21 protein-coding genes and 1 tRNA gene are annotated in these 24,967 nt (G+C 70.9%); 6 read left to right on the top strand and 16 right to left on the bottom strand.

The window, feature by feature from the left end; translation table 11 throughout:
- Positions 1-96: 96 nt before the first annotated feature.
- Entirely contained in the window at positions 97-696 is a 600-nt protein-coding gene (locus tag ACZ6KF_RS03135) for a hypothetical protein (RefSeq protein WP_469177824.1), read from the bottom strand.
- Between the two features lie 107 nt (positions 697-803).
- Between ACZ6KF_RS03135 and ACZ6KF_RS03130 the strand changes: the two genes are divergently transcribed.
- From ACZ6KF_RS03130 to ACZ6KF_RS03120, 3 genes are all read left to right on the top strand, one after another.
- Positions 804-1,514 carry a response regulator transcription factor gene (locus ACZ6KF_RS03130; RefSeq protein ID WP_469158443.1) on the top strand — a complete coding sequence of 237 codons (711 nt, stop codon included), beginning with the start codon at positions 804-806 and terminating at the stop codon, positions 1,512-1,514.
- Positions 1,511-2,971 carry a sensor histidine kinase gene (locus ACZ6KF_RS03125; protein WP_469237054.1) on the top strand — a complete coding sequence of 487 codons (1,461 nt, stop codon included), beginning with the start codon at positions 1,511-1,513 and terminating at the stop codon, positions 2,969-2,971. The genes ACZ6KF_RS03130 and ACZ6KF_RS03125 overlap by 4 nt, the downstream gene beginning before the upstream one ends.
- A 110-nt stretch (positions 2,972-3,081) precedes the next feature.
- On the top strand, positions 3,082-4,548 hold the full coding sequence (locus tag ACZ6KF_RS03120; protein WP_469237052.1) for a glycoside hydrolase family 18 protein: 1,467 nt from the start codon (positions 3,082-3,084) through the stop codon (positions 4,546-4,548).
- 163 nt (positions 4,549-4,711) lie between these two features.
- On the opposite strand, the gene ACZ6KF_RS03115 is transcribed toward ACZ6KF_RS03120, so the two are convergent.
- From ACZ6KF_RS03115 to ACZ6KF_RS03100, 4 genes are all read right to left on the bottom strand, one after another.
- Positions 4,712-6,241, bottom strand: coding sequence for a GH1 family beta-glucosidase (locus tag ACZ6KF_RS03115; protein WP_469237050.1), 1,530 nt, complete (start codon positions 6,239-6,241; stop codon positions 4,712-4,714).
- Positions 6,242-6,348: 107 nt separating this feature from the next.
- Entirely contained in the window at positions 6,349-7,251 is a 903-nt protein-coding gene (locus tag ACZ6KF_RS03110; RefSeq protein WP_356627316.1) for a carbohydrate ABC transporter permease, read from the bottom strand.
- An 11-nt stretch (positions 7,252-7,262) separates the two neighbouring features.
- Complete coding sequence (locus tag ACZ6KF_RS03105; RefSeq protein WP_356627317.1) at positions 7,263-8,276, bottom strand: carbohydrate ABC transporter permease; 1,014 nt, start codon at positions 8,274-8,276, stop codon at positions 7,263-7,265.
- 5 nt (positions 8,277-8,281) lie between these two features.
- On the bottom strand, positions 8,282-9,595 hold the full coding sequence (locus ACZ6KF_RS03100; RefSeq protein ID WP_356627319.1) for an ABC transporter substrate-binding protein: 1,314 nt from the start codon (positions 9,593-9,595) through the stop codon (positions 8,282-8,284).
- A 355-nt stretch (positions 9,596-9,950) separates the two neighbouring features.
- Here ACZ6KF_RS03100 and ACZ6KF_RS03095 point away from each other — a divergent pair, with 355 nt between their 5' ends.
- Together ACZ6KF_RS03095 and ACZ6KF_RS03090 are read left to right on the top strand one after the other, a co-directional pair.
- Positions 9,951-11,006 carry a LacI family DNA-binding transcriptional regulator gene (locus ACZ6KF_RS03095; protein WP_356627320.1) on the top strand — a complete coding sequence of 352 codons (1,056 nt, stop codon included), beginning with the start codon at positions 9,951-9,953 and terminating at the stop codon, positions 11,004-11,006.
- Between the two features lie 428 nt (positions 11,007-11,434).
- Positions 11,435-11,713 (top strand): hypothetical protein, encoded by a 279-nt coding sequence (locus tag ACZ6KF_RS03090; RefSeq protein WP_356627321.1) that lies wholly within the window; start codon positions 11,435-11,437, stop codon positions 11,711-11,713.
- Between the two features lie 40 nt (positions 11,714-11,753).
- Here the strand turns inward: ACZ6KF_RS03090 and ACZ6KF_RS03085 are convergent.
- From ACZ6KF_RS03085 to ACZ6KF_RS03075, 3 genes are all read right to left on the bottom strand, one after another.
- Positions 11,754-11,826 (bottom strand) — tRNA-His (locus tag ACZ6KF_RS03085).
- A gap of 118 nt (positions 11,827-11,944) precedes the next feature.
- Positions 11,945-12,547 (bottom strand): oligoribonuclease, encoded by a 603-nt coding sequence (gene orn / locus ACZ6KF_RS03080; RefSeq protein ID WP_356627322.1) that lies wholly within the window; start codon positions 12,545-12,547, stop codon positions 11,945-11,947.
- 108 nt (positions 12,548-12,655) lie between these two features.
- Positions 12,656-13,912, bottom strand: a complete 1,257-nt coding sequence (locus tag ACZ6KF_RS03075; protein ID WP_356627323.1) for a helix-turn-helix domain-containing protein — start codon at positions 13,910-13,912, stop codon at positions 12,656-12,658.
- A 778-nt stretch (positions 13,913-14,690) separates the two neighbouring features.
- Here ACZ6KF_RS03075 and ACZ6KF_RS03070 point away from each other — a divergent pair.
- Positions 14,691-15,218, top strand: coding sequence for a universal stress protein (locus tag ACZ6KF_RS03070; RefSeq protein WP_356627369.1), 528 nt, complete (start codon positions 14,691-14,693; stop codon positions 15,216-15,218).
- A 121-nt stretch (positions 15,219-15,339) separates the two neighbouring features.
- Here ACZ6KF_RS03070 and glmS read toward each other — a convergent pair whose 3' ends face one another.
- From glmS to ACZ6KF_RS03030, 8 genes are all read right to left on the bottom strand, one after another.
- Complete coding sequence (glmS, locus tag ACZ6KF_RS03065; RefSeq protein WP_356627324.1) at positions 15,340-17,157, bottom strand: glutamine--fructose-6-phosphate transaminase (isomerizing); 1,818 nt, start codon at positions 17,155-17,157, stop codon at positions 15,340-15,342.
- Positions 17,158-17,178: 21 nt separating this feature from the next.
- Positions 17,179-17,436, bottom strand: a complete 258-nt coding sequence (locus ACZ6KF_RS03060) for a hypothetical protein (RefSeq protein WP_356627325.1) — start codon at positions 17,434-17,436, stop codon at positions 17,179-17,181.
- A gap of 148 nt (positions 17,437-17,584) precedes the next feature.
- Positions 17,585-19,357 carry an IucA/IucC family protein gene (locus tag ACZ6KF_RS03055; RefSeq protein WP_356627326.1) on the bottom strand — a complete coding sequence of 591 codons (1,773 nt, stop codon included), beginning with the start codon at positions 19,355-19,357 and terminating at the stop codon, positions 17,585-17,587.
- Positions 19,354-19,884: a GNAT family N-acetyltransferase gene (locus ACZ6KF_RS03050; RefSeq protein ID WP_356627327.1), complete on the bottom strand. Its 531-nt coding sequence runs from the start codon at positions 19,882-19,884 to the stop codon at positions 19,354-19,356. Before ACZ6KF_RS03050 ends, ACZ6KF_RS03055 begins: the two co-directional genes overlap by 4 nt.
- Positions 19,881-21,182 (bottom strand): lysine N(6)-hydroxylase/L-ornithine N(5)-oxygenase family protein, encoded by a 1,302-nt coding sequence (locus ACZ6KF_RS03045; RefSeq protein ID WP_356627328.1) that lies wholly within the window; start codon positions 21,180-21,182, stop codon positions 19,881-19,883. Before ACZ6KF_RS03045 ends, ACZ6KF_RS03050 begins: the two co-directional genes overlap by 4 nt.
- Positions 21,166-22,608, bottom strand: coding sequence for a lysine decarboxylase DesA (gene desA, locus ACZ6KF_RS03040; protein ID WP_469158454.1), 1,443 nt, complete (start codon positions 22,606-22,608; stop codon positions 21,166-21,168). The genes ACZ6KF_RS03045 and desA overlap by 17 nt, the downstream gene beginning before the upstream one ends.
- A gap of 180 nt (positions 22,609-22,788) precedes the next feature.
- Entirely contained in the window at positions 22,789-23,661 is an 873-nt protein-coding gene (locus ACZ6KF_RS03035) for a siderophore-interacting protein (protein ID WP_356627330.1), read from the bottom strand.
- 55 nt (positions 23,662-23,716) lie between these two features.
- Positions 23,717-24,763: an ABC transporter substrate-binding protein gene (locus tag ACZ6KF_RS03030; protein ID WP_469158455.1), complete on the bottom strand. Its 1,047-nt coding sequence runs from the start codon at positions 24,761-24,763 to the stop codon at positions 23,717-23,719.
- Positions 24,764-24,967 lie beyond the last annotated feature (204 nt).

The following is a 24,967-nucleotide window of genomic DNA, read 5'->3' as shown; positions in this document are numbered from 1 at the left end:
CGCCCGGCCCGGCGGTCACCGGTCTCGTCCCAGCCGGTTCGACCGGCGCCCGGTCTCCGCCTTTGCGGCTCGGCGGACGCCTCGCCTCCGCCCGGCTCAGTACGTGCCGATCTCCACCCGCGGCGGCCCGTCGTGCCAGGTGCAGAACACCGACACCCGGTCGGCGCCCGCGCTGAACTCCACCCGGATCCACGTCTGCGTCTTCCACACCTGCATCGACCAGCCGGGACCGGGGCTCGCCGACACGAGCGTCGCCGACGTCCTCCCCAGGTCGAAGACGACCCGGCCTCCGTCCGTGGCGTAACTCCTCACCTCGCCGGGCCCGTCCGCCGACGCCGAACCACCGGCCGTGGCCGAGGCCGTGGCGGCGGAGTCGGGTCCGGCGGTGGCCGTGCGGCCCGAGTCCGAGTCCGGTCCCGGGTCACGGTCCGCCCCGGTCGCCGGCGCCCCGGACGGCTCCGGCGACGGCTTCCCGCCCGGCGCCGGACTCGTCGACGGCGCCGGACGCCGTGTGCTCGCCGAGGTGGCCCGCGGCTCGGGCGAGGCGGCGCCCGCCGCGACCGGAAGGGCGCGCGGCGGGTCGTACGCCGTCCCCGCCATGACGCTGTGCACGCCCCACCACGACAGCGTGGTCGCCGCGCCGGTGGCGAGCGACCAGGCCAGTACGTGTACGAGTCCTCTGAGCATCGCGGTCATACTGCCACGGGGGTTGTCCACAGGGTCGTCACGGGGAGTTGTCCACAGGGCAGAGGTTGTCCACAGGCCCCGGACCGGGCCGGTCCGGATGGCGTACGGTGCGGCGCATGGCAAGTGTTCTCGTGGTCGAGGACGACCAGTTCGTACGCTCGGCGCTCATCCGGCACCTCACCGACGCCTCGCACACGGTGCGCAGCGTCGGCACGGCGCTCGAGGCGCTGCGCGAGGTCGCCCACTTCCGTTTCGACGTGGTCATCCTGGACCTCGGGCTGCCCGACCTGGACGGGGCCGAGGCGCTGAAGATGCTGCGCGGCATCACGGACGTGCCGGTGATCATCGCCACCGCCCGGGACGACGAGTCGGAGGTGGTCCGGCTGCTGAACGCCGGCGCGGACGACTATCTGACCAAGCCCTTCTCCGTCGACCATCTGTCCGCCCGGATGGCCGCCGTCCTGCGCCGCTCCCGCACGCCGGCGGGCGACGCCCCCGCCTCCCCGATACTGCGCGTCGGCGGCCTGACCGTGGACCCGCTGCGCCGCCAGGCCGAACTCGACGGCATACGGCTGGACCTGACCCGGCGCGAGTTCGACCTGCTCGCCTTCCTGGCCGGTCGGCCCGGTGTGGTCGTGCCGCGCCGGGAGCTGCTCGCGGAGGTGTGGCAGCAGTCCTACGGCGACGACCAGACCATCGACGTCCATCTGTCCTGGCTGCGGCGGAAACTGGGCGAGACCGCGGCCCGGCCCCGCTATCTGCACACCCTGCGCGGCGTCGGCGTGAAGCTGGAGCCGCCGGCCGCGGAGACGGGGCCGGCGCGATGAGATGGGCACTGGTCAAGGTCTCGCTCGCGGTCACCGCCATGGTGGTGGTCGCCTTCGCGGTGCCGCTCGGCCTGGTCATCCGGGAGATGGCCCGCGACCGCGCCTTCTCCGACGCCGAGCGCGACGCGGCGGAGATCGCCCCGGCGCTGTCCATCACCACCGACCGAGCCCAGCTCGAACGCGTGGTCGCCTCGGCCGGTTCCGGCGAGGGCATGGCCGTCCACCTCCCCGGCGGCGACGGCGCGGACGCCTTCGACATCGGCCGGCAGCGGGCCGGGGACGCGGACATCGCCGCGACCCGGAGGATGGGCCGCGCCTCGACCGCGGAGGCGCCCGGCGGCTCGGCCCTGCTGCAGCCGGTGGCGCTGAGTTCGGGGCGGATCGCCGTCGTGGAGGTCTACATACCCGACACCGCCGTCTCCAAGGGCGTCGGCGCCGCCTGGGCGGTGCTGGCCGGCGTCGGTCTGACGCTGATCGTCGGCTCCGTCGCGGTCGCCGACCGGCTGGGCGCGCGGATGGTGCAGCCCGCCCAGCGCCTGGTCGAGGGCGCGCGCGAACTGGGCGACGGCAAGCTCGGAGCGCGCGTGCCCGAGCAGGGACCCCGCGAACTGCGGCTGGCGGCGGTGGCGTTCAACTCCATGGCCGACCAGGTCGTCCAACTGCTCGCCAACGAGCGGGAGCTGGCCGCGGACCTCTCGCACCGGCTGCGCACCCCGCTGACCGTGCTCCGGCTGAACGCCGCCTCCCTCGGCGACGGTCCGGCCGCCGAGCAGACCCGCGCCGCGGTCGCCCAGCTGGAGCGCGAGGTCGACACGATCATCCGCACCGCGCGGGAGGCCAAGCCGCAGACCGCGGCGGCCGGCCCCGGCGCCGGGTGCGACGCGGCGGAGGTGGTGCGCGAACGGATGGAGTTCTGGTCGGCGCTGGCGGAGGACGAGGGCCGCAAGGTCCGCGTGGCCGGCGTGGACCGGCCGGTGCGCATACCCGTGGCCCGCGCCGATCTGGCCGCCGCCCTCGACGCACTGCTCGGCAACGTCTTCCGGCACACCCCGGAGGGCACCGCCTTCGCGGTCGACGTGCACAACGGCGAGGACGCGGTGATCGTCCTGGTGTCCGACGCGGGGCCGGGCATACCGGATCCGGAGGCGGCGATGGCGCGCGGCCGGGGATCGGGCAGCGACGGGTCGACGGGGCTGGGACTGGACATCGTGCGCCGGCTCGCCGAGGCCACCGGCGGGGACGTGCGCATCGGGTCGTCGGTGCTGGGCGGCACGGAGGTGCGGATCTGGATCCAGCTGGACGGCCGGGAGGGCGCGTCCGTGCGACGCGGTCACCGGGGCATGCGCCGCCGCCGGCCGAGCAGGCCGAGGAGGACCGGCAAACCGAGCCAATCCGTCGAGCGGGAGGAGAGGGACGAATCGACCGCCGGTTTTAACCGCTCCCGATCCCTCCCTTAAGCCCGCCCTAAGATCACCGACCGCCGTCCGGATCGGGCCGTTCGCCCGGTTCCGGATCGCTAGCGTGCTGCCGCACCTCACCCCCGTGAACAGCGAAGGCAGGCACGTTGATGACCACGCACCGGCGCAGGATCAGTGGCAGGAACAAGGCGATCGGCGGGGCCGTGGCGGCGGCCGTGGCCGCGGGCGGCGCGTTCCTGTTCACCGGCACCGCGCAGGCGGCCGGCGTCGGCGCGGCGTACACGAGGACCAGCGACTGGTCGACGGGCTACACCGCGCAGTACGTCGTCACCAACGACAGCGGGCAGACCAGGGCCGACTGGACGCTCCGGTTCGAGCTGCCGGCCGGCGCGAAGCTCGGCTCGCTGTGGAACGGGCAGTCGAGCGTGAGCGGACAGCGCGTCACCGTGAAGCCGCCCACCTGGGACAAGGAGGGCCTGGCCGCGGGCGAGTCGGTCACCGTCGGCTTCGTCGTCAACGGCTCCGGCGACCCGACCGGCTGCGTCATCGACGGCGCCAAGTGCTCCGCCGACGACTCCGCCACCCCCGAGCCCACCGGCCGCCCCACCGGCCCCGCCACCCCGGCCCCCACCCCCACGCCGACCCCCACCCGCACCGGCGCCCCCGCACCCACCGCGACCCCCACCGCCACCCCCTCCGAGAGCACCGGCACCGGCACCCCGGCCGGCGCGGCCTTCGCCCCGTACGTCGACACCTCGCTCCACCCGGCGTTCGACCTGCTCAAGAGCGCGGAGACGACCGGCGTGAAGGACTTCAACCTCGCCTTCGTCACCGACGGCGGCGGCTGCACCCCGAAGTGGGGCGGCGTCACCGACCTGGCGAGCGACGCGGTGGCCGCCCAGATCGGCGCGCTGCGCGCCAAGGGCGGTGACGTGCGGGTCTCCTTCGGCGGCGCGGCCGGCCGCGAGCTGGCCACCGCCTGCTCCTCGGCCGACGCGCTGAAGGCGGCGTACGAGAAGGTGGTGAGCGCCTACAGGCTCACCAAGGTCGACTTCGACGTCGAGGGCGGCGCACTGCCCGACAAGGCGGCCAACACCCGCCGCGCCCAGGCCATCGCCGCACTCCAGCGTGCCCACCCGGAGCTGGACGTCTCCTTCACCCTCCCGGTCATGCCCGAGGGCCTCACCCAGGACGGCGTCGGCCTGCTCGCGGACGCCAAGGCCAACGGGGTGCGGATCGACGCGGTGAACATCATGGCGATGGACTACGGACCGGCGTACAGCGGTGACATGGGCACGTACGCCGAGCAGGCGGCCACCGCCACCCAGGCGCAGATCAAGAGCGTCCTCGGGCTCTCCGACAGCGCGGCCTGGAAGACGGTCGCGGTCACCCCGATGATCGGCGTCAACGACGTCACGACCGAGATCTTCACCGTGGAGGACGCCACCCAGCTGGTGAACTTCGCCAGGTCCAAGGGGCTCGGCTGGCTGTCCATGTGGTCGGGCACCCGCGACAAGCAGTGCCCCGGCGGCGCCAAGAACCAGGCCGACCCGACGTGCAGCTCGATCCTCCAGCAGGACTTCGCCTTCACCAGGGCGTTCGCGGCCTACAAGTAGCAGGCCCCGCGACCCGCGAGGGGCAAGCCCGCGGTCTGTGAGCGGCAAGCCCCGCGACCCGCAAGGAGCAAGCCCCGCATGCTGCACGGGGCAGGCCCAGCAAAAACGGGGCGCGACACCCCCCCAGGTGTCGCGCCCCGTCCCCCGACCCTGCCGCCCGGTCTCAGACCTCCGCGACCGGCGGCAGGGCTTCCGAGACCGGCGGGAGGGCTTCCGCGACCGGCGGCAGAGCTTCCGAGACCGGCGGGAGGACGTCCGTGACCGGCGGCAGCGCGCCCGTGCGGGCGGCCTCGCGGTACCACAGGGCGCTCGACTTCGGCGTCCGCTCGAGGGTCGCGTAGTCGACGTACACCGCGCCGAAGCGCTTGCCGTAGCCGTACGCCCACTCGAAGTTGTCCATCAGCGACCACAGGAAGTACCCGCGCACGTCCGCGCCGTCAGTGATCGCCCGGCGCACGGCGGTCAGGTGACCGTGCAGGTAGGCGATGCGCTCGGGGTCGTGCACCCGGCCGTCGGGGTCGGGCTTGTCGTCGTAGGCCGCGCCGTTCTCGGTGATGTACAGCGGCAGGCCCGGGGCCTCGCGCGTGTAGCGCATGATCAGCTCGTGCAGGCCGCTCGGGTCGATCGTCCAGCCCATCTCGGTGCGGTCGCCCGGCGTCTGGTGGAACGCCACGTCGTCGGCGGCCGGCCAGGGGGAGTGCTCGCTGGTGCCGTGACCGTCGGCGCGCGGCCCCTTCGGCGCGTTCTCGACCGAGGAGACCAGGGTGGGCGTGTAGTAGTTCAGGCCCAGGGCGTCCAGCGGCTGGTGGATGGCGCTCAGGTCGCCGTCCTGGACGAACGCCCAGTCCGTGAGCGAGGCCGTCGAGTCGAACAGCGACTGCGGGTACGCGCCGTGCAGCATCGGGCCGTGGAAGACGCCGTTGGCCCGGTCGTCGATCTTCTTGGCCGCCGCCAGGTCGCCCGGGTCCTGCGACAGGGGGCGCACCGAGGCGGAGTTGAGCGACACCGCGACCGAGTTGCGGGCCGGCATCACCGAGCGCAGGGCGGTGGTGCCCAGGCCGTGCGCCAGGTTCAGGTGGTGGGCGGCGCGCAGGGAGGCGGCCGGCTCGGTGCGGCCGGGCGCGTGCACGCCGGAGCTGTAGCCGAGGAAGGCGCTGCACCAGGGCTCGTTGAGGGTGATCCACTGCTCCACGCGGTCGCCCAGGGCCTCGCCGACGATCTGCGCGTACTCGGCGAACCGGTAGGCGGTGTCGCGCTCCGGCCAGCCGCCCGCGTCCTCGAGCTCCTGCGGCAGGTCCCAGTGGTAGAGCGTGATCGCGGGCTTGATGTCGTGCGCGAGCAGCTCGTCGACCAGCCGGCGGTAGAAGTCCAGGCCGACCTGGACGGCGGGGCCGCGGCCGGTGGGCTGCACCCGGGACCAGGAGATCGAGAAGCGGTACGCGCCGAGGCCCAGGTCCGCCATCATCGCGACGTCGTCGCGGAAGCGGTGGTAGTGGTCGACAGCGATGTCACCGGTCTCGCCGCCGGCCGTCTTGCCCGGCGTGTGGCTGAAGGTGTCCCAGATCGACGGGGTACGGCCGTCCTCCCGCACCGCCCCCTCGATCTGGTAGGCGGACGTCGCCGCGCCCCAGAGGAAGGCGGGAGGAAAGGTCACGGGGTTCGCCGGGGTGGCCGGATTCACGGGCTCAGGCATGGAAGCGCTCCCATTGGGTCGTAAGACCGACGAGTAGGGGGAGGGGGAAGGAAGTGAGGAAAGGGGCCGAGGCGGCGGTGGCTCGGCCCCCGGGGAGGAGGCGGGCGTCAGCCCTTGACCGCGCCCTGCATGATGCCGCCGACGATCTGCTTGCCGAAGATCGCGAAGACGAGCAGCAGGGGCAGCGTGCCGAGCAGCGCGCCGGCCATGATCAGGGACTGGTCGGGGGTGTACCCGCGGCCCAGGCCCGCCACCGCGACCTGCACGGTCGGGTTGCCGGTCTGGGTCAGGACCAGGAACGGCCACAGGAAGTCGTTCCAGGTCTGGACGAACATCAGCATGCCCAGGACGGCCATCGCGGGCCTGGCGGCCGGGAAGACCACGTGCCAGACCACGCGCCAGCTGCTCGCGCCGTCCACCCGGGCGGCCTCGATGATCTCGTCGGGCAGCGCCTGGATCAGGTACTGCCGCATGAAGAACACACCGAAGGCGCTGACGAGCGACGGCAGGATCACCGCCTGCAGCTGGTCGGTCCAGTCGAGCTTGGCGACCATCATGTACAGCGGGATCACGCTGAGCTGCGGCGGCACCATCATCGTCCCGACGACGATCAGCATCAGCGCGTTGCGGCCCTTGAACCGCAGCTTGGCGAAGGCGAACCCGGCGATCGTCGACAGCACGACGATGGTGATCGCCGAGATGCCGGCCACGATGGTGGTGTTGAGGAACGCCTCGCCCAGGTTGGCGTCCGTCCAGGCGATTTCCAGGTTGTCCATCAGGTTCGCGCCGAACCAGAACGGCGGCGGGCTCTGCGCCAGCCGGGCGTTGTCCCGGGAGGCGGCGATCGCCGTCCAGATCAGCGGGAACAGCGAGACCAGCGTGAACAGTCCCAGAAGCACATAGGCGAGCGGACCGGCGTGCATGGTGCCGCCCGCGCGCGCTGCCTTCGACCGGCGTGCGCGCGCCGGCTTCTTCTCGGTGTCGTCCGCTGGAGTCAGTGTCGTCGTCACGGCCGGTTCTCCTAACTACTGGCGCGCAGCCGGCGCGAGATGACGTAGTTGACGATCCCGATCAGGATGAGGATCAGGAACATCGCCCAGGCGATCGCGGAGGCGCGGCCCAGGTGCTGGTTGACCCAGCCCTGCTCGTACAGGTAGAGGCCGAGCGTCTGGAACTGGTGCTGGGATCCGCCCGACGCGCCCTTGTTCGCGTCGAACAGCAGCGGCTCGCCGAACAGCTGCGAGGCGCCGATGGTCGACACGACGACGGTGAACAGGATCGTCGGCCGCAGCGACGGCAGCGTCACGTGGAAGAACTGCTGCCAGCGGTTGGCGCCGTCCAGCGCCGCCGACTCGTACAGGTCCTGCGGGATCGCCTGCATCGCGGCCAGGTAGATCAGCGCGTTGTAGCCGGTCCAGCGCCAGATGACGATCGAGGAGACCGCGAACTGGGAGGGCCACTTGTCGTTCTGCCAGTCGACGTCGTCGAAGCCGAGACCGCCCAGCACCCAGTTGATCATGCCGTAGTCGCGGCCGAACAGCAGCACGAAGACCAGCGACGCGGCGGCGATCGAGGTGGCGTACGGGGCGAGCATGACGACCCGGTAGAAGGTCGAGGCGCGCAGCTTGTAGTTGAGGATGTGGGCCAGGCCCAGCGCCATCAGCAGCTGCGGGACGGTCGAGATGACCCCGATGGTGAGGGTGTTCTTCGCCGCGTTCCAGAAGAAGTCGTCGTCGAAGATCCTCGTGTAGTTGCGCAGGCCCACCCACTCCATGTCGGTGGGCGCGGTCAGCTCCACCTGGTGCAGCGAGGCCCAGCCCGTGTACACGAGCGGGAACAGTCCGAACGCCAGGAAGAGCAGGAAGAAGGGCGAGACGAACGCGTACGGGCTCCAGCGCATGTCCCGCTGCCAGCGGCGGGACAGCCGGGCCCTGCGCTTCTCGCTCTCCGGGTCCGGAGCGTTCTTCGACGAGCGGGCCGGGGCCGCGCCCCCCTTGACGGGGGACGCGGCGGCGGTGTCGTGCCCAGTGGTCATACGGGTCACTGGTCCAGGTTGTTGTCGATGGTCTTCACGGCGTTGTCCCAGGCCTCCTTGGGCGACTTGCCCTGGGCGACCAGGATGACGCCGTTGTCGGTCAGACCCTGCTGGATGATCTGGTCCTTCGGGCCGATCACCTGGACGGGGCTGGCCTTGGCGGCCTCGGCGAAGATCTCGCCGATCGGGGCGTCACCGGTCATGTCGTTCTTGGCGCCGGTGACCTCGGGGGTGTCGTACGCGGCCGGGGTGCTGGGGAAGCTGCCCTGCACGGCGAACAGCTTGGCCTGCTGCTCGGGCGCGGTGAGCCAGGCGGCGAGCTTGGCGGCTTCCTCGGTGTTCTTGCCGGCCTTCGGCACGGCGAGGAAGGAGCCGCCCCAGTTGCCGGACTTCGGAGCCTGGGCGACGTCCCACTTGCCGGCCGCGTCGGGCTTCGACTTGCCCTTGATGTAGCCGAGCATCCACGGCGGGCAGGACATCGCCGCGAACTTGCCGTTGGCGATGGTGGTGTCCCACGCGGGCTGGAACTGCGTCTGGTTGCCGACGAGCCCGTCCTCGGCGGCGGCCGCGGTCAGGTCGAAGGCGTTCTTGACGGCGGGGTTGGTCTTGTAGATGACCTCGCCCTCGGCGTCGTAGAAGCGCTCCTCCTCACTGGAGAGGATGGCGTTGATCAGACCGCCGGGCGAGTCCATGAAGGTGGTGCCCTCGGGCGCCTTCTTCTGGTAGTCGCGACCGGTCTCGACGAACTTCGCCCAGTCGCCCGCCCACAGCTTGCCGACTTCCTCGCGGTCGGTCGGCAGGCCGGCCTTCTCGAAGAGGTCCTTGCGGTAGCAGATGGCCATCGGGCCGACGTCCGTGCCCAGACCGACGGTCTGGCCCTCGGGAGTGGTGGCCTGGGCCCACTTCCACTCCAGGTAGTCGGCCTTCTTGCCGTACTTCGAAAGGTCGAGAAGCTTCTCCGACTGCGTCTGCACCACCTCGGCGATGTTGCCGACTTCGACGCCCTGGATGTCCATCAGGCCACTGTTGGTGGTCAGATGGTTGACCAGCGCGGGATAGTAGTTCTCGTTCCGCTCGACGACGTTCTCTTTGATGGTGATGTCGGGGTTGAGCTTCATGTACTCGTCGTAGAGGCCGGCCTCCTTGAAGCCGAACGTGCCGAAGAGTCCCAGGGTGATGGTGGTCTTGCCGCCACCGCCCTCCGACGACTTGGTCTCGTCGTCGCCGTCATCGGCACAACCGGCCAGCAGGCCGGCGCCCAGCGACGCGACGGCCGCGAGAACCACCGCCTTGCGGCGGATTCGGATAGGTGCTCGCATAACGTCCTCCTGTTGCCTGACGTGCCGACCCCCCGGCCAGAAATACGTGGTTGTTGCCCGTAGATGTTCTCGCTGCGGCTCGGGCGGGGAACGTGCGGGTTGTGTATGTGTCAGGTACCGTGGGAGCGCTCCCATCGGTGATGTGTTGAAGGTTCGTGGGTTCGAGCGGGGGTGTCAAGGGCACGGACGCGGAAGCGTGTGTTCAGTTATCGGCCTGTTAACTGGAACACGACGGTCCGGCCGGAATCCACCCCCCGGTCCGTCTGCGACTCGGAGTCCCGGTCCGTCCTGCGCCGAGGGGCGGTGTCACTGTTAGATTCCAGGCCAACGGTGCAGGACGGGAGGGCGTCAGACCATGGCAAGCCACGGAACGCGGGGCCGCAGCGGCGGTCGGCCGACCCTCGAAGAGGTCGCCGCACGTGCCGGCGTCGGCCGGGGCACGGTCTCGCGGGTGATCAACGGCTCGCCACGGGTCAGCGACGCCACCCGGGCGGCCGTCGAGGCGGCGGTCGCGGAGCTGGGTTACGTCCCGAACACGGCCGCCCGCGCGCTCGCCGCGAACCGCACCGACGCCATCGCCCTCGTCGTCCCCGAGCCGGAGACCCGGTTCTTCGCCGAGCCGTACTTCTCCGACATGCTGCGCGGCGTGGGGGCCGAGCTGTCGGAGACGGAGATGCAGCTGCTGCTGATCTTCGCGGGCAGCGACCGGGAGCGCCGCCGGCTCGCCGAGTATCTGGCCGCCCACCGGGTGGACGGCGTCCTGCTGGTCTCCGTCCACGCGGACGACCCGCTGCCCGACATGCTGTCCCAGCTCGAGATCCCGGCGGTCATCAGCGGCCCGAGATCCGCGCAGGAATCGCTGACCTCGGTCGACTCCGACAACTACGGCGGCGCCCGCTCAGCCGTCGAACACCTGCTCAGTCGGGGACGCCGGCGAATAGCGCACATCACCGGCCGCCTCGACGTGTACGGCGCCCAGCGGCGTTCCGACGGCTACCGCGCGGCCCTGCGCGACGCCGGCCACGCGGTGGACGAGCAGATGATCGAGTCCGGTGACTTCACCGAGGAGGGCGGCCGTCGCGCCGCGGCCGCACTGCTGGCCCGCTGCCCCGACCTGGACGCCATCTTCGCCGCCTCCGACGTGACGGCGGCGGGCGCCCGCCAGGCCCTGCGCGAGGCGGGCCGCCGCATCCCGGACGACGTCGCCCTGGTCGGTTACGACGACTCGGCCATCGCCCGCCACATGGACCCGCCGCTGACGAGCGTCCGCCAGCCGATACAGGACATGGGCCGCCGCATGATCGACCTCCTCCTCTCGGAGATCGCCGACCGCCGCCCGGCGGCGTCCCGGGGGCTGGAGCGCCGGCAGGTGGTACTGGCGACGGAACTGGTGGAGCGGGCGTCGTCCTGACGGCCACGGGGGCCTCCTGACGGCCACGGGGGCCCTGGGCGGGTGAGCGCCCCGCGCGTACGCCCGGTGCGGGCCCACCGGTCTGCACGTGCGCGTCGCTCGTATACGGCTCTCCAGCGCCCCGCTGCCCGCCTCCGGCCGACGGACGGCAACCCGGACGGCAGCCGCCCGGCCCACGCCGCCTGGGAGGGTCCCTGCGGCCTTTTGCGAGGGCCTGTCGCGGGGAGTGGGGAAGGCGGGAGCCGACCGGGGCGGCGGAGGCATCGGCGTGGCCGACGGCACCGGCGCAGCCCGGGACGCGCCCGCTCGGCCGTTCCGTGGGCCCGCAAGGCCCCGGCATGGCCCGTCCAGGGCACGACGCATCGCGCGCGCACCCTTGATGGGCGGGTTGTGGAGGATGTGTGCGGGTCCGTGCGTAAGATCCGCGCGTGGGACACACCTTCGAGGAACTCGTGGCGAAGCAGCGCGCCGTGGCCGAGGCGCACGCGCGGGTCGTGCAGTTGCGCGACTCCTTCGGTCCGCCGACCCAGGAGGGCGGCTGGAACGAGAACCAGACCGAGACGTACGAGACCGCCTGGCGGGCCTGGCGCGACCTGGACCGCGACGTCCGCGCGACGGTGGCGGAGTTCGCGAAGACGGAGGGCCGCTCCCGCCAGGAGGTCGAGGCGGAGCTGGAGCGGGCGGTGGCGGAGCCCGGTGACGACTGAGGGCCGATCCGCTTCCACGGACCGGCCCTCAGTCGTACAGGGTGAGTGACGGGACTCGAACCCGCGGCATCCTGGACCACAACCAGGTGCTCTACCAGCTGAGCTACACCCACCATGACCGGCTTGGGAATCAGACTGCTTTCCCCGACCGGCCGAGAAAAAGTGTACAGGGTCCGAAGGGGTGCTCGCGCCCGGCATTCCCGGGGGTCCGCACGGGCCCCGGCCGGGCGGCTACTCCGAGGGCAGGACGTGCTTCGCGGCGATCGTCCTGGCGGTGTCGGAGTCCGGACCGGGCTGGGGGACGAAGATGGCCTCGCGGTAGTAGCGCAGCTCCGCGATGGATTCGCGGATGTCGGCGAGGGCGCGGTGGTTGCCGTTCTTCTCCGGGCTGTTGAAGTACGCCCTCGGGTACCAGCGGCGGGCCAGCTCCTTGACGGAGGAGACGTCCACGATGCGGTAGTGCAGGTAGTCCTCCAGCGTCGGCATGTCACGCAGCAGGAAGCCGCGGTCCGTGCCGACGGAGTTCCCGCACAGCGGCGCCTTGCCCGGCTCCTTGACGTGCTCGCGGACGTAGGCCAGCACCTGCTCCTCGGCGTCCGCCAGCGTCGTGCCGCCCGGCAGCTCGGCCAGCAGCCCGGAGGCGGTGTGCATCTGACGCACCACGTCCGGCATCGTCTCCAGCGCCCGCTCCGGCGGCCGGATGACGATGTCCACCCCTTCGCCGAGCACGTTCAGCTCGGAGTCGGTGACGAGGGCGGCAACCTCGATGAGCGCGTCGTCGGACAGCGAGAGGCCGGTCATCTCGCAGTCGATCCACACCATGCGATCGTTCATGCGTCCACATTACGGCCGACATCCGCCGGTGGACGCCCCGCGTGCGGGCGGTAATGACAGGGGCCGGGATCCGTGACGGATCCCGGCCCCGAGGTCATCCGGCCCGGCTCACGCGCCGCTGCGCTGCCCGGGCAGGCTCGCCCGGCCGCCGACGTACGCCTCGCGCGGATGGTCCTGGGCGAGGGACGGCGAGGCGCCGATCGCGCTCGCCGCCGTCCGCCGGGACTGCAGCGGCACCGGGCTGTCCGGGTGCAGCGCCGTGCCCGGCAGGCCCGACGGCGTGGCCGCCGACCCCATGGGCGTGGACGGACCCGGCTGGCCCTCGCCGTCCGACGCCCGCTCGGACTGCGGCCGGCGCGCCCGGTAGGCCGCCCGGTACGCGGCCGGGGACGAGCCCAGCTGGCGGCGGAAGTGCCCGCGCAGCGCAACCGGCGAACGGAAGCCGCAGCGGCCCGCCACCTCGTCCACCGAGTAGTCCGACGTCTCCAGCAGTCGCTGCGCCTGCAGCACCCGCTGGGTGATCAGCCACTGCAGGGGAGCGCTCCCCGTCAGCGAACGGAACCGGCGGTCGAAGGTGCGCCGGCTCATGTACGCACGAGCGGCCAGCGTCTCCACGTCGAACTGCTCGTGGAGGTGTTCCAGCGCCCAGGCGACGACCTCGGCCAGCGGGTCGGCGCCGATCTCCTCCGGTAAAGACCGATCGAGGTAGCGCTCCTGACCGCCACTGCGGCGCGGCGGGACCACCAGCCGGCGGGCCAGCGCGCCGGCCGCCTCGTTGCCGTGGTCCGTCCGCACGATGTGCAGACAGAGATCGATTCCGGCCGCCGTGCCCGCGGACGTCAGCACGTCGCCGTCGTCGACGAACAGCTCCCGTGGATCGACGTGCACCGACGGATAGCGCTTGGCCAGCGTCGGCGCGTACATCCAGTGGGTGGTGGCCGGCCGTCCGTCCAGCAGTCCGGCCGCGGCCAGCACGAAGGCGCCGGTGCACAGACCCACGATCCGTGCGCCCTCCTCGTGTGCGCGGCGCAGCGCGTCGAGCGCCTCCTCCGGTGGTGGGGAGGTGATCGAGCGCCAGGCCGGCACGACGACCGTGCCCGCTCGGGAGATCGCCTCCAGACCATGTGGCGCGGTGAGTTCGAGACCCCCCGTGGTCCGCAGCGGGCCTTCCTCACCGGCGCACACCAGCAGCCGGTAGCGCGGCACGCCGGCGTCCTGACGGTCGATTCCGAACACCGACAGCGGGATGGAACTCTCGAAGATGGGGCCGCCGCTGAACAGCAGCACCGCGACGATCTCCTTGCGGCGGCGTCCGGAGAGCTTCCGGCCCGCTCCATCCGGCGCGGCAGTGGAGTCGTGGCTCATACTGCTAAGCCCCCCTCGGTGGTCGCGGCTCCTCGGTTGTGTCGCACCTGCACGTTTCCCCTCGGTCCTGCACGAGTCCCCCGCCGTAAGACAGTCAAGATCGAATCTACTGTGTTGCGCTGCGCCGGGTTGGCCAGTTCGGCGCCCGACGCATTGTCGACTTGGCAACTTGGCGTGAAGCATTCGATCACGAAGCGTTGCACTCGGGGAGCGTGCAGGGAAGTGCGCCTCGTGGCAGTGGCCAAACCGCGTAGGGTGCGGGAACCCTCCGAGACCCTTTCCGTGCAGGTGGAACGTGGGTTGGGGGGTGCTCATGACCCCTGATGCACACCCTTCGGAAGTTGGCTGAAAACAAACGTTCGTGTGCGCGGAAACCGGTCAACCGACCGGTGTGCGTCCCCCGTGGGCGCCGACCGCCCCGACGGGGGCCCTCCGGAACGGAGTTCGCGTCCAGGGCGCCGGCGTGACGAACCTCCTCCGCGGGGTGCGCGGGGTCCCGGGAGCCCACGCGGTCCGACGCCCGTCCGTCCGATCGGTCGCCGCCCGGTGGGCCGCAGATGAATGCCGGGCGAACCGCCTGTACGGGACAGCGACCATTGCGTTACCGGCGCCCCCTCGTGCATGCTCCGGTGAACCACTGCGTGCGTGCGCGGAAACCGGGCGAAGGAGGCGTATCGCCGTACCCTTGGGGGTATGGGGTTGGGAAGATGATTCCCGGACACAGCTCCGCCGCCGCACTGTCGTCCCACCCGTGAAGGATCACAACGCCGAGACAGCCATGGCCGGTCACGAATTCTTTGAACCCGCGGACCGCAAGCGGCCGGTCGCCGACCCCACGGCGGCCGATCCCCTGGCGGCGGACGAGTCGCGCCACGCGTGCGACCCCGCCTTCAAGCACGGCGTCGTCGTCGGCTTCGACGGCTCCACCTCCAGTGAGCGCGCCCTTGCCTACGCGATCGGCATGGCGCAGCGCTCCCGCGCGGGCCTGATCATCGTCCATGTGGCCAACCGGCTGCCCACCACGGTCTGGGCCGGCTGCGAGCCGCCCGTCTTCGTGGACGTCCCCGACCACCGCACCGAGGTGCTGGGCCTGGAGCTGGCCTGCGCCGACTACCTGGCCGAGGTGCCGTGGATCCTGGTGGAGCGGGGCGGCGACATCTGCCACGAGCTGGAAGAGGTCGGGCGGGAGTACGAGGCGGACGCGATCGTGGTGGGCTCCACCCACGGGCTCGTCGGGCGCATCTTCGGCTCGGTGGCGGGCCGGCTGGCCAAGCGGGCGAAGCGGCCGGTCGTCGTCATCCCGTAGGTCCGGCATGCGGACGGCCGCGCCCGGCCCCGCGGACGGCCGATCCGGCACACGACAGCAGCGGCCCCTCGCCCGCCACCGGGCGCGAGGGGCCGCTGCTCGTACGGGGTGCGGGGTGCTCCTACTCCACCGTCACCGACTTCGCCAGGTTCCGGGGCTTGTCGATGTCCCGGCCCAGGGCCAGGGCCGTGTGGTAGGCGAGGAGTTGGAGCGGGATGCCCATCAGGATCGGGTCCAGCTCGTCCTCGTTCTTCGGTACGACGATCGTCTGGTCGGCCTTCTCCTGCTCCTGGTGGGCCACCGCGAGGATCTGGCCGCTGCGGGCCTTGATCTCCTCCATCGCGGCGCGGTTCTTCTCCAGCAGGTCGTCGTCCGGCACGATCGCGACCGTCGGCAGCGCGGGCTCGATCAGCGCGAGCGGGCCGTGCTTCAGCTCGGAGGCCGGGTAGGCCTCGGCGTGGATGTACGAGACCTCCTTCAGCTTCAGCGAGGCCTCGCGGGCGACCGGATAGCCGCGCACCCGGCCGATGAAGAGCATCGAGCGGGCCTCGGCGTACCGCAGGGCCAGCTTCCGGATCTCCTCCTCCTGCTCCATGATCTCGGCGATCTGGCCGGGGAGCCTGCGCAGGCCCTCGATGATCCGCTTGCCGTCGCGGACCGAGAGGTCACGGGTGCGGCCCAGATGCAGGGCGAGCAGCGCGAAGGCGACGGTCGTGTTGGTGAAGCACTTGGTGGAGACGACGCAGACCTCGGGCCCGGCGTGCACGTAGATGCCGCCGTCCGCCTCGCGGGCGATGGCCGAGCCGACGACGTTGACCACGCCCAGCACCCGCGCGCCCTTGCGCTTCAGCTCCTGGACGGCCGCCAGCACGTCGTACGTCTCACCGGACTGGGAGACGGCGACGTACAGCGTGTCGGGGTCGACGACCGCGTTGCGGTAGCGGAACTCGGACGCCGGCTCGGCGTCGGCGGGGATGCGGGCCAGCTCCTCGATCATCTGGGCGCCGATCATGCCCGCGTGGTACGAGGTGCCGCAGCCGAGGATCTTCACCCGGCGGATCCGGCGGGCCTCGCGGGCGTCCAGGTTGAGGCCGCCGAGGTGCACGGTGGAGAAGCGGTCGTCGATGCGGCCGCGCAGCACGCGGTCCACGGCCTCGGCCTGCTCGTGGATCTCCTTGTGCATGTAGGTGTCGTGGCCGCCCATGTCGTAGGAGGCGGCCTCCCACTCCACGGTGGTGGGCTCGGCGGTGGTGCGGGTGCCCTCGGTGGTGTAGGTGCGGAAGTCGTCGGCCTTGAGGGTGGCCATCTCGCCGTCGTCGAGGGTGACGATCTGCCGGGTGTGGGCGACCAGGGCGGCGATGTCCGAGGCGACGAACATCTCCTTCTCGCCGATGCCGAGGACGACCGGGGAGCCGTTGCGGGCGACGACGATGCGGTCGGGGAAGTCGGCGTGCAGCACCGCGATGCCGTACGTGCCCTCGATGAGCCGCAGCGTGTCGCGGACCTTGTCCTCCAGCTTGACCGCCTGCGAGCGGGCGATGAGGTGGACGAGGACCTCGGTGTCGGTCTCGGAGAGGAACTCGACGCCGTCCGCCTCCAGCTTGCGGCGCAGGTCGGAGGCGTTGTCGATGATGCCGTTGTGGACGACGGCGACCTTGCCCTCGGCGTCCAGGTGCGGGTGGGCGTTGACGTCGGAGGGGGCGCCGTGGGTCGCCCAGCGGGTGTGGGCGATGCCGGTCGTGCCCTTGAACCGCGCCGGGACCTTGGTCTCCAGGTCCCGGACCCGGCCCTTGGCCTTGACCATCCGCAGGCCCGACGCCTTCGGGGAGGTGACGACGATCCCGGCCGAGTCGTAGCCGCGGTACTCCAGGCGCTGCAGGCCCTCCAGGAGCAGCGGGGCGACGTCGCGCTTCCCGATGTAACCGACGATTCCACACATACAGGTATGACCCTCAGTTCCTCAGCCGTAGACGATGCGCCGCAGCTGCCGGAGCGAGAGCTCGGGCGGGGCCACGGCGCGGTACTGCAGTTCCGCCGCGATCCGTTCGAAGATCTCCGCGTTCACCAGGCCCTGGGCCTGCAGCTCGCGGTGGCGGCGACGGACGAATTCCTCGGTCGTCTCGTCGAAGTAGGCGAGCACGTCCTGGACCACACGCAGCGCCTCGCCCCGGCTGAGGGGCGTGGACCGCGTCAGATGATCGAGAAGTTCGTCGTGCACCCGGTAGATCCTGCGGCAGTGGAAGGAGATGCGCAACAATGCTGCCCGGAATCGGGCAGGACAAGGCGACGGGCGCCTCGGAGGACCGTCTCCGGGGCGCCCGTCCGGTCGCGTCAGGGGCGTGTCGTCACGGCCCCGCGATGGGTTGTCACAGCCCCGCGATGGGGTTCGTCAGGTTGCCGACCAGCTGCAGGGCGGCCGAGGGGTCCGCGAGGTCGACCATCTGCCTGTTGTTGCGCAGCTGGAGCCGGTTGAGGCAGGACAGCGCGAACTCAGGGGCGAACATGTCGTACCGCTCGAACTTCTCGGCGAGTTCCGGCACCGACCGCTGGTACTCGCGGGTGACCTCGGCCACCGTCTTCCAGAAGGCGTCCTCCGTCAGGACGCCCTCGGTGGCGAGGTTCGCGGCGAGGAAGCGGAAGAAGCAGTCGAAGACGTCCGTGAAGATCGACAGGAGTTTCATGTCGTCGGGGACCTCGGCGCGGATGCGCCGCACCTCGGGCGGCAGCGCCGCGTCCGGGTCCATGACGACGATCTCCTCGGCGATGTCCTTGTAGATCGCCCGCTGCACGACGCCGTCCTCGAGGACCAGGATGACGTTCTCGCCGTGCGGCATGTAGACGAGGTCGTAGGCGTAGAAGCTGTGCAGGAGCGGGGTGTAGTAGGCCCGCAGGTAGCGCCGCAGCCACTCCTCGGGGGCGAGCCCCGACCGCTCGATCAGCGCACCCGCCACGGACGTGCCCTCGTGGTCGACGTGGACCAGACAGGCCATGGTGGCGAGGGTCTCGCCGTCCTGGAGGGAGGGCACGGGGCTCTCCCGCCACAGCGCGGCGAGCATCTTGCGGTACGGCGAGTAGCGGTCGGTCGCCCGCTCGTACTCCAGGTGCCGGTAGCCGACCGCGGCCCGCTCGCGGATGATCGACAGGCCCGTCGACTTCAGCACCGGGTCGCCGTCGATCAGCTGGGCCAGCCAGTCGTTGATCGCCGGCGTGGCCTCCATGTAGGCGGCCGACAGCCCGCGCATGAAGCCCATGTTGATGACGGACAGGGCCGTCTTGACGTAGTGCTTCTCGGGGTGCGAGGTGTTGAAGAAGGTGCGGATGGACTGCTGGGCCAGGTACTCGTCGTCGCCCTCGCCCAGGCACACCAGGTGCTGCCGGGCGACCTCCGCGGCGAAGGTGACGCTGAGCTTGTTCCACCACTGCCAGGGGTGGACGGGCATGAGCAGGTAGTCGGCCGGGTCCAGCCCCTTGTCGCGCAGGACGCCGTGGAAGCGCTCGACGGTGTCCGCGCCCAGCTCCTGGCGGACGAAGGACTCGTACTCGATGCCCACGCCCGCGGTGAACGCCGCCCGCGAGCGGTGCGCGGCCAGCCACACCAGGCGGATCGGGCTCGCGGTCTCCGGGGCGTACGACAGGTACTCGTGGATGCCGAAGCCCAGCCGCCCGTTGTTGGCGACGAAGCAGGGGTGGCCCTCGGTCATGCCGGTCTCGATGTCCTGGAAGCCTGCGCGGGCCAGTTCGGCGGACGTGACCCGCGGCTTGGCGAGCTTGTAGCAGGTGCCGGAGAGGGTGGAGGAGATCTCCTCCAGGTAGACCGGGAGGATCTCGTCGCTCAGGCCGAGGGCGTCCTTCAGCTCGATGAAGAAGTCCAGCGCCGCGAGCGGGAGTTCCGTCCCGCCCTGGTGGCGGGTGATCGACTCGGCGTCGATCTGCCAGTGGTCGAGGGCGCGGCGGACGGCGGCGAAGCGGTACGCGGTCGCGCCGTCGTCGCTGCGGACGACGTACCGGCCCGCCCCGGTCTCCTCGGGCGTGATCAGCCGCTCGTGCGCGAACTCGGCGAGCGCCTTGCGGATCAGCAGGCGGTTGGCGCGCTCCCAGCGTTCGGGGGACAGGTGGTCCACGGCGTCGGCGAGGCTCATACGGCCACCCCCGTCGCGGCCAGGAACTGCTCCCTGGTGCAGAAGCTCAGCAGCGCCGTCTTCTCCGGCTTGCGGATCTCGCGCTCCGGCACGAAGCCGACGGCCTCGTTCAGGGCGTGCACCGCCTTGTTGGCGACGTCGGGCTCCACGACCACGCGGGCGGTGGCCGGGTCCTCGAAGAGACGGGCCATGACGGCCGTGATGACCGAGCGGGTGAAGCCGTGCACGGGCCGGTCCGTCGGCGGGGTCAGGAAGTGCATGCCGACGTCGCCGGGCTGCGGCTCGTACAGGCCGACCAGCTCGCGGTGGGCGGGGTCGTAGCGCTCCATGAGGAAGGCGGGCTCGCCGCCCTGCAGGCCCAGTTCGGCGTGGTGGTGCTCGTCGGCCGCGATCTCCATGTAGGCGCGTTCGACGTCCTCCAGCCGGGCGTCCTGCATCATCCAGAACGCGGCCTTGGGGTGGGTGACCCACCCGTGCAGCAACTCGGCGTCCTTCAGCGGGTCGAGGGGGCGGAACGTGAAGGTCATACGGCGAACTCCTGGAACGCGATCGACTTCTCGACGGGGTAGTACTCGCTGCCGAGCAGCTCACGGATGATGCAGCTGTTGCGGTACGCGCCCATGCCGAGGTCCGGCGAGGTGATGCTGTGGGTGTGGACGCCCGCGTTCTGCAGGAAGACGCCGTGGCCGGTGACGTCGATCGCGTAGGTGCGGGTGACGTCGTAGCGGCCGTGGCCGTCGAAGCGGAGGCGGTGGCGGATCGGTTCGAGGAAGGCCGGCGGCTCGTAGTGGTAGCCGGTGGCCAGCACCAGGCCCTCGGTCTCGATCTCGAAGTCCTTGCCCTGCTCGTCCTGGTGGAAGCCGAGCCGGTAGACGCCGTCCTCGTGACGCGCGGTGCGCAGCGTGGAGTTGGTGAGCAGCCGGGTGGGGACCGGGCGGTCGCCGCTCTCGACGTGCTTCTGGTAGAGCAGGTCGAAGATCGAGTCGATCAGATCCGAGTTGATGCCCTTGAACAGGCCCTTCTGCTGCTTCTCCAGCCGGTAGCGGGTCTCCTCGGGCAGCGCGCGGAAGTAGTCGATGTAGTCCGGGGACGTCATCTCCAGGGTCAGCTTGGTGTACTCCAGCGGGAAGAACCGCGGGGAGCGGGTGACCCAGTTGAGCTGGTAGCCGTGGACGTCGATCTCGGCGAGCAGCTCGTGGTAGATCTCGGCGGCGCTCTGCCCGCTGCCGACGATCGTGATCGACTTCTTCGACCGCAGCTCGTCCTTGCGGTGCATGTACTGCGCGTTGTGGAAGAAGTCCCCGCCGAGTCCCCGGCAGGCCTCCGGGACGTACGGGACGGTGCCGGTGCCGAGGACCAGCCTGCGGGCGCGGTACGTCCCGCCGCGCTCGGTGCGCACGGCGTACACCCCGTCCGTCTCGTCGTACGTCACCTCGGTGACCGTCGTGCCGAAGCGGATGCTGCTCAGCTTGCCGGCGGCCCAGCGGCAGTAGTCGTCGTACTCCACGCGCAGCGGGTAGAAGTTCTCGCGGATGTAGAACGAGTACAGCCGGCCCTTCTCCTTGAGGTAGTTCAGGAAGGAGTACGGCGAGGTCGGGTCGGCGAGGGTGACCAGGTCCGACATGAACGGCGTCTGGAGGTGGGCGCCGTCGAGGAACATGCCGGCGTGCCACTCGAAGTCCGGCTTGGACTCCAGGAAGACGCCGTCCAGTTCGCCGATCGGCTCGGTGAGGCAGGCCAGGCCGAGGTTGAAGGGGCCGAGCCCGATGCCCACGAAGTCGTAGGTCTTGTCGCTGGACTGGGCGGCTTCAGGAAGCGCGGTCAAGGGATTCTCCCAGGTACTGCTCGGCGTGGCCGGCGATCAGGTCGAGTACGGCGGCGATGTCGTCCGGCGTGGTCTCGGGGTTCAGCAGGGTGAACTTCAGGTAGTGGCGGGCGCCGACCTTGGTGCCCGCGACGATGGCCTCGCCGGAGGCGAACAGGGCCTTGCGGGCGTAGAGGTTGGCCCGGTCGACCTCGGCGGGGTCGGTGACGTTCGCCGGGACGTAGCGGAAGACCAGGGTGGACAGGGTCGGCTCGACCACCACGTCGTAGCGCGGGTCGGCGGCGAGCAGCTTCCAGCCCTCGGCGGCGAGGTCGCACACCTCGTCGAAGAGCTGTCCGATGCCGTCGGCGCCCATGACGCGCAGGGTCACCCACAGCTTCAGGGCGTCGAAACGGCGGGTGGTCTGGAGGGACTTGTCCACCTGGTTGGGTATACGTTCCTGCACCATGCGGCGCGGATTGAGGTACTCCGCGTGGTAGGTGGCGTGCCGCAGCGTGGTGGCGTCACGGACCAGCACGGCCGAGGAACTCACCGGCTGGAAGAAGGACTTGTGGTAGTCGACGGTGACCGAGTCGGCGCGCTCGATGCCGTCCAGCAGGGCGCGGCGCTTGAGCGAGGTGAGCAGTCCGCAGCCGTAGGCGGCGTCGACGTGCATCCAGGCGCCGTACTGGGAGCACAGCTCGGCGATCTCGGGGAGCGGGTCGATCGAGCCGAAGTCGGTGGTGCCGGCGGTGGCGACGACGGCCATCGGGACCAGGCCCTCGCGCCGGCAGCGCTCGAGCTCGTGGGCGAGGGCGACGGTCTGGAGGCGCTTGTCGTGGTCGACGGGGATGGGGACCACGGAGTCCTGGCCGAGGCCCAGCAGTTTCGCGGACTTCTTCACGCTGAAGTGGCTGACCTCGGAGGCGAAGATGCGCAGTTTCGCCAGGCTGTCGGTCTTCGCCTCCTCGCGGGCCAGCAGCAGCGCCTGGAGGTTGGACTGGGTGCCGCCGGAGGTGAACACGCCGTCCGCACAGGGCCCGAGGCCGATGCGCTCGGCGGTCCAGTCGATCAGCCGGCGCTCGATCAGGGTGCCGCCGGCCGACTGGTCCCAGGTGTCCAGGGAGGAGTTGACGGCGGACAGGATCGCCTCGCCGAGCACCGCCGGGATGACGACCGGGCAGTTGAGGTGGGCGAGGTAGCGGGGGTGGTGGAAGTAGACGGCGTCCCGGAGGTAGACGTCCTCCAGTTCGTCCAGCACCGCGGTGGTGTCGTGCAGCGGCTTGTCGAGATCGATCCGCTCGATGAGGGGGGCGAGGGCGTCGACGCTGACGCCGGTGAACGGCCTTTCTGCGGTGGCGAGTTTGGCAGCCACCCGCTCGACTCCCTCGGTCACGGAGCGGCGGTAGTGCTCCGCGGTGGTGTCGTTGAGCAGGTGCGAGCGCATGTGGGGGTCCTCCGATGGGGACGGTCCGTGCGGGCGGAAGAAGGATCGGAACCCGAGGTTCAACTTAGGGTAGCCTAACCTAAGTTGATCTGTGGTGCGGCAGCCTCGTTCGTGACCGCCGTCACGTCGGACGGCGGTCATGTCAGGGCGGGTCGACCGGCGGCTCGGAGCGCCGGCCGGCTACTCCTCGCCCATCTCGCGCAGTTGCTCCTCGGTCAGCCCGTGGCGCCAGTAGCCCACGAAGGTGACCCGGCGGCGGTCGATGCCGCGTTCGCCGACGAAGTGCCGGCGCAGCTGCTTCACACAGCCCGACTCGCCGGCGATCCAGACATAGGGGTGCTCCGCGTCCGCGAGCTTCGCGTCACGGATGACGGGGAGGGCCAGGGGGGAGTCCTGGCCGGGGGAGTCGCCCTGCACCAGCCACTCGATCTCGGCATCGGCCGCCGTCTCGATCTCCTGGACGTCGCCGGCGTCGCGCACCTCGATCCAGGCCTTCACGGGCGTACCCGCCGGCAGCGCCTCGATGATCGCGGCGGCGGCGGGCAGGGCGGTCTCGTCCGCCCACAGGACGACCAGGTCGGCGTCCTCGGGCGGGCGGAAGCGGATCGAGCGGTTGTCCGCGATCCGGGGGCCGATGAGCACGACCCGGTCGCCGGGCTTCGCCCCGGCGGCCCAGCGGGAGGCGGGGCCGGCCGGGGTGGCGGAGCCGGGCTCGACCCCGTGCAGCACGAAGTCGATGTCGATCTCGGTGGTGACGCCCTGCGCGTCGCGGCGCAGGGACCGCAGGGTGTACGAGCGCATCACCGCCCGTACGTCCTCCGGGAGTTCCTGCCACCCCCGCCACCAGTCCTCGCCCATCTCGATGGGCACGGCCGGCGCGTCCTGTCCCGGGTGGGGCAGGAACAGCGACAGTGACTGGTCCTGTCCGTCGGAGCGGAAGTCGGCCAGGTCCGGCCCGGCGAAGGCGACCCGGACCAGCGACGGGCCGAGCCGTCGCGTCCGTACGACCTGGAGGGAGAAGAAACGGAACGGTACGGCCGCGGCAGCCGTCATCGGGACTCCTGAATGTCGGTCAGGGGCGGAAGGGCGACGGGAGGGCGGAGCGGGGTCAGCCGACCTTCTTGGCCTTCTCGATGGCCTCGGCCAGGGTGGTCAGCAGCGGGGTGCACTTGGCGTAGGAGAGGATCGGCTCCGGCGAGCGGGCGATGACCTGGCCGGCCTTGACGGCGGGCAGCTTCTTCCAGGTCCCCTCGGTGATGTCGGCGGGCTGGATGGTCTGGGAGCGGTCGTCCATCATGATGATGTCGGCGTCGTACTTGTCGACGTTCTCCCAGCTCAGGCCCTCGTACCAGCCGCCGCCCTCGGCCTTGGCCTCCTCCGGCGGCTCGACGAAGTTCACGCCGAGGGCCTTGAAGTACTCCAGGTCGATGGAGAGGTTGGTGCCCGAGACGTAGAACAGCTCGGTGCTCGCGGAGCCGGCCATCACCTTGATCTCCGGGCGGGCCTTCGCGGCCTTGCGCAGGCGCTCGGCGGCGGCCTCGAAGTCCTGCTTGGCCTTGGTGACCTCGGCGGCCTTCATGTCCGCGCCCAGCGACTCGGCCAGCTCCCACACCCGCTGGAGCGGCTCGGTGATCTGCCGGTCGTACACGGAGACGGCGACGCTCGGGGCCAGCTTGGCGATCTTGTCCTTGGACGCCTCGGGGACGTACCAGAGGGTGCCCGCGTCGTCGAACGTGGTGGAGATGAGCAGCTCGGGCCGGAAGGCCGCGTACTGCTCGACGTTGAACTGGTCCCAGACGTTGCCGAAGACGGTCAGCTTGCTGACGTCCATGTCGCCGGCCTGGACGTCGGCCTTGCCGTCCTGGGTCTTGGTGGGACCGAAGACGCCCTCGACCTCGATGCCGTAGTCGTGGAGCGCGGCGGCGACGCCGACGAAGGCGACGATCCTCTCCGGGGTCTTGTCCAGCTTGACCGTCTCACCGCGGTCGTCCTTGAAGGTCCAGGGACCGGAGGCCTTGGCGGACGCCGTGGAGTCCGAGCCGCCGCTCTTCGTGTCGTCGTCGCCGCAGGCTGCGAGCACGGCACCGAGGCCGAGGGCACCGCCGGCGGCGAGGATGCCGCGACGGGTGAGGTGGGTGGCACGGGCGTTGGACATGAGTGTGGCTGCTTTCGAACAGGGCGGAGGGCCCGCCGGACAATTCGAAGGTAGGTTAGCCTAACCTCAGATCATCTTGTCCAGAGGCGGGTGACGATCATCCGTCATCACGTGACCCACCTGCGACGCGCCGTGTCGGCCGGGGCCCGTCAATCTCCGGGCCGGTTCTCGCAGTTGTGATCCTCTGGCCTCGAACGACAGGTT

This window comes from Streptomyces sp. NPDC046379 (assembly GCF_055587785.1).
The sequence above is the reverse complement of the archived record's forward strand: the minus strand, read 5'-3'. Positions and strand labels throughout refer to the sequence as shown.

Bases quoted from the DNA above. Each gene is read 5' to 3' on its own strand.
- ACZ6KF_RS03115 (WP_469237050.1), bottom strand. From the start codon at position 6,241: ATGCCTGAGCCCGTGAATCCGGCCACCCCGGCGAACCCCGTGACCTTT.
- ACZ6KF_RS03120 (WP_469237052.1), top strand. From the start codon at position 3,082: ATGACCACGCACCGGCGCAGGATCAGTGGCAGGAACAAGGCGATCGGC.
- ACZ6KF_RS03035 (WP_356627330.1), bottom strand. From the start codon at position 23,661: ATGACGGCTGCCGCGGCCGTACCGTTCCGTTTCTTCTCCCTCCAGGTC.
- ACZ6KF_RS03135 (WP_469177824.1), bottom strand. From the start codon at position 696: ATGACCGCGATGCTCAGAGGACTCGTACACGTACTGGCCTGGTCGCTC.
- ACZ6KF_RS03095 (WP_356627320.1), top strand. From the start codon at position 9,951: ATGGCAAGCCACGGAACGCGGGGCCGCAGCGGCGGTCGGCCGACCCTC.
- ACZ6KF_RS03030 (WP_469158455.1), bottom strand. From the start codon at position 24,763: ATGTCCAACGCCCGTGCCACCCACCTCACCCGTCGCGGCATCCTCGCC.
- ACZ6KF_RS03050 (WP_356627327.1), bottom strand. From the start codon at position 19,884: ATGACCTTCACGTTCCGCCCCCTCGACCCGCTGAAGGACGCCGAGTTG.
- ACZ6KF_RS03075 (WP_356627323.1), bottom strand. From the start codon at position 13,912: ATGAGCCACGACTCCACTGCCGCGCCGGATGGAGCGGGCCGGAAGCTC.
- ACZ6KF_RS03130 (WP_469158443.1), top strand. From the start codon at position 804: ATGGCAAGTGTTCTCGTGGTCGAGGACGACCAGTTCGTACGCTCGGCG.
- orn (WP_356627322.1), bottom strand. From the start codon at position 12,547: ATGAACGATCGCATGGTGTGGATCGACTGCGAGATGACCGGCCTCTCG.
- ACZ6KF_RS03100 (WP_356627319.1), bottom strand. From the start codon at position 9,595: ATGCGAGCACCTATCCGAATCCGCCGCAAGGCGGTGGTTCTCGCGGCC.
- ACZ6KF_RS03105 (WP_356627317.1), bottom strand. From the start codon at position 8,276: ATGACCACTGGGCACGACACCGCCGCCGCGTCCCCCGTCAAGGGGGGC.
- glmS (WP_356627324.1), bottom strand. From the start codon at position 17,157: ATGTGTGGAATCGTCGGTTACATCGGGAAGCGCGACGTCGCCCCGCTG.
- ACZ6KF_RS03070 (WP_356627369.1), top strand. From the start codon at position 14,691: ATGGCCGGTCACGAATTCTTTGAACCCGCGGACCGCAAGCGGCCGGTC.
- ACZ6KF_RS03125 (WP_469237054.1), top strand. From the start codon at position 1,511: ATGAGATGGGCACTGGTCAAGGTCTCGCTCGCGGTCACCGCCATGGTG.
- desA (WP_469158454.1), bottom strand. From the start codon at position 22,608: ATGCGCTCGCACCTGCTCAACGACACCACCGCGGAGCACTACCGCCGC.
- ACZ6KF_RS03055 (WP_356627326.1), bottom strand. From the start codon at position 19,357: ATGAGCCTCGCCGACGCCGTGGACCACCTGTCCCCCGAACGCTGGGAG.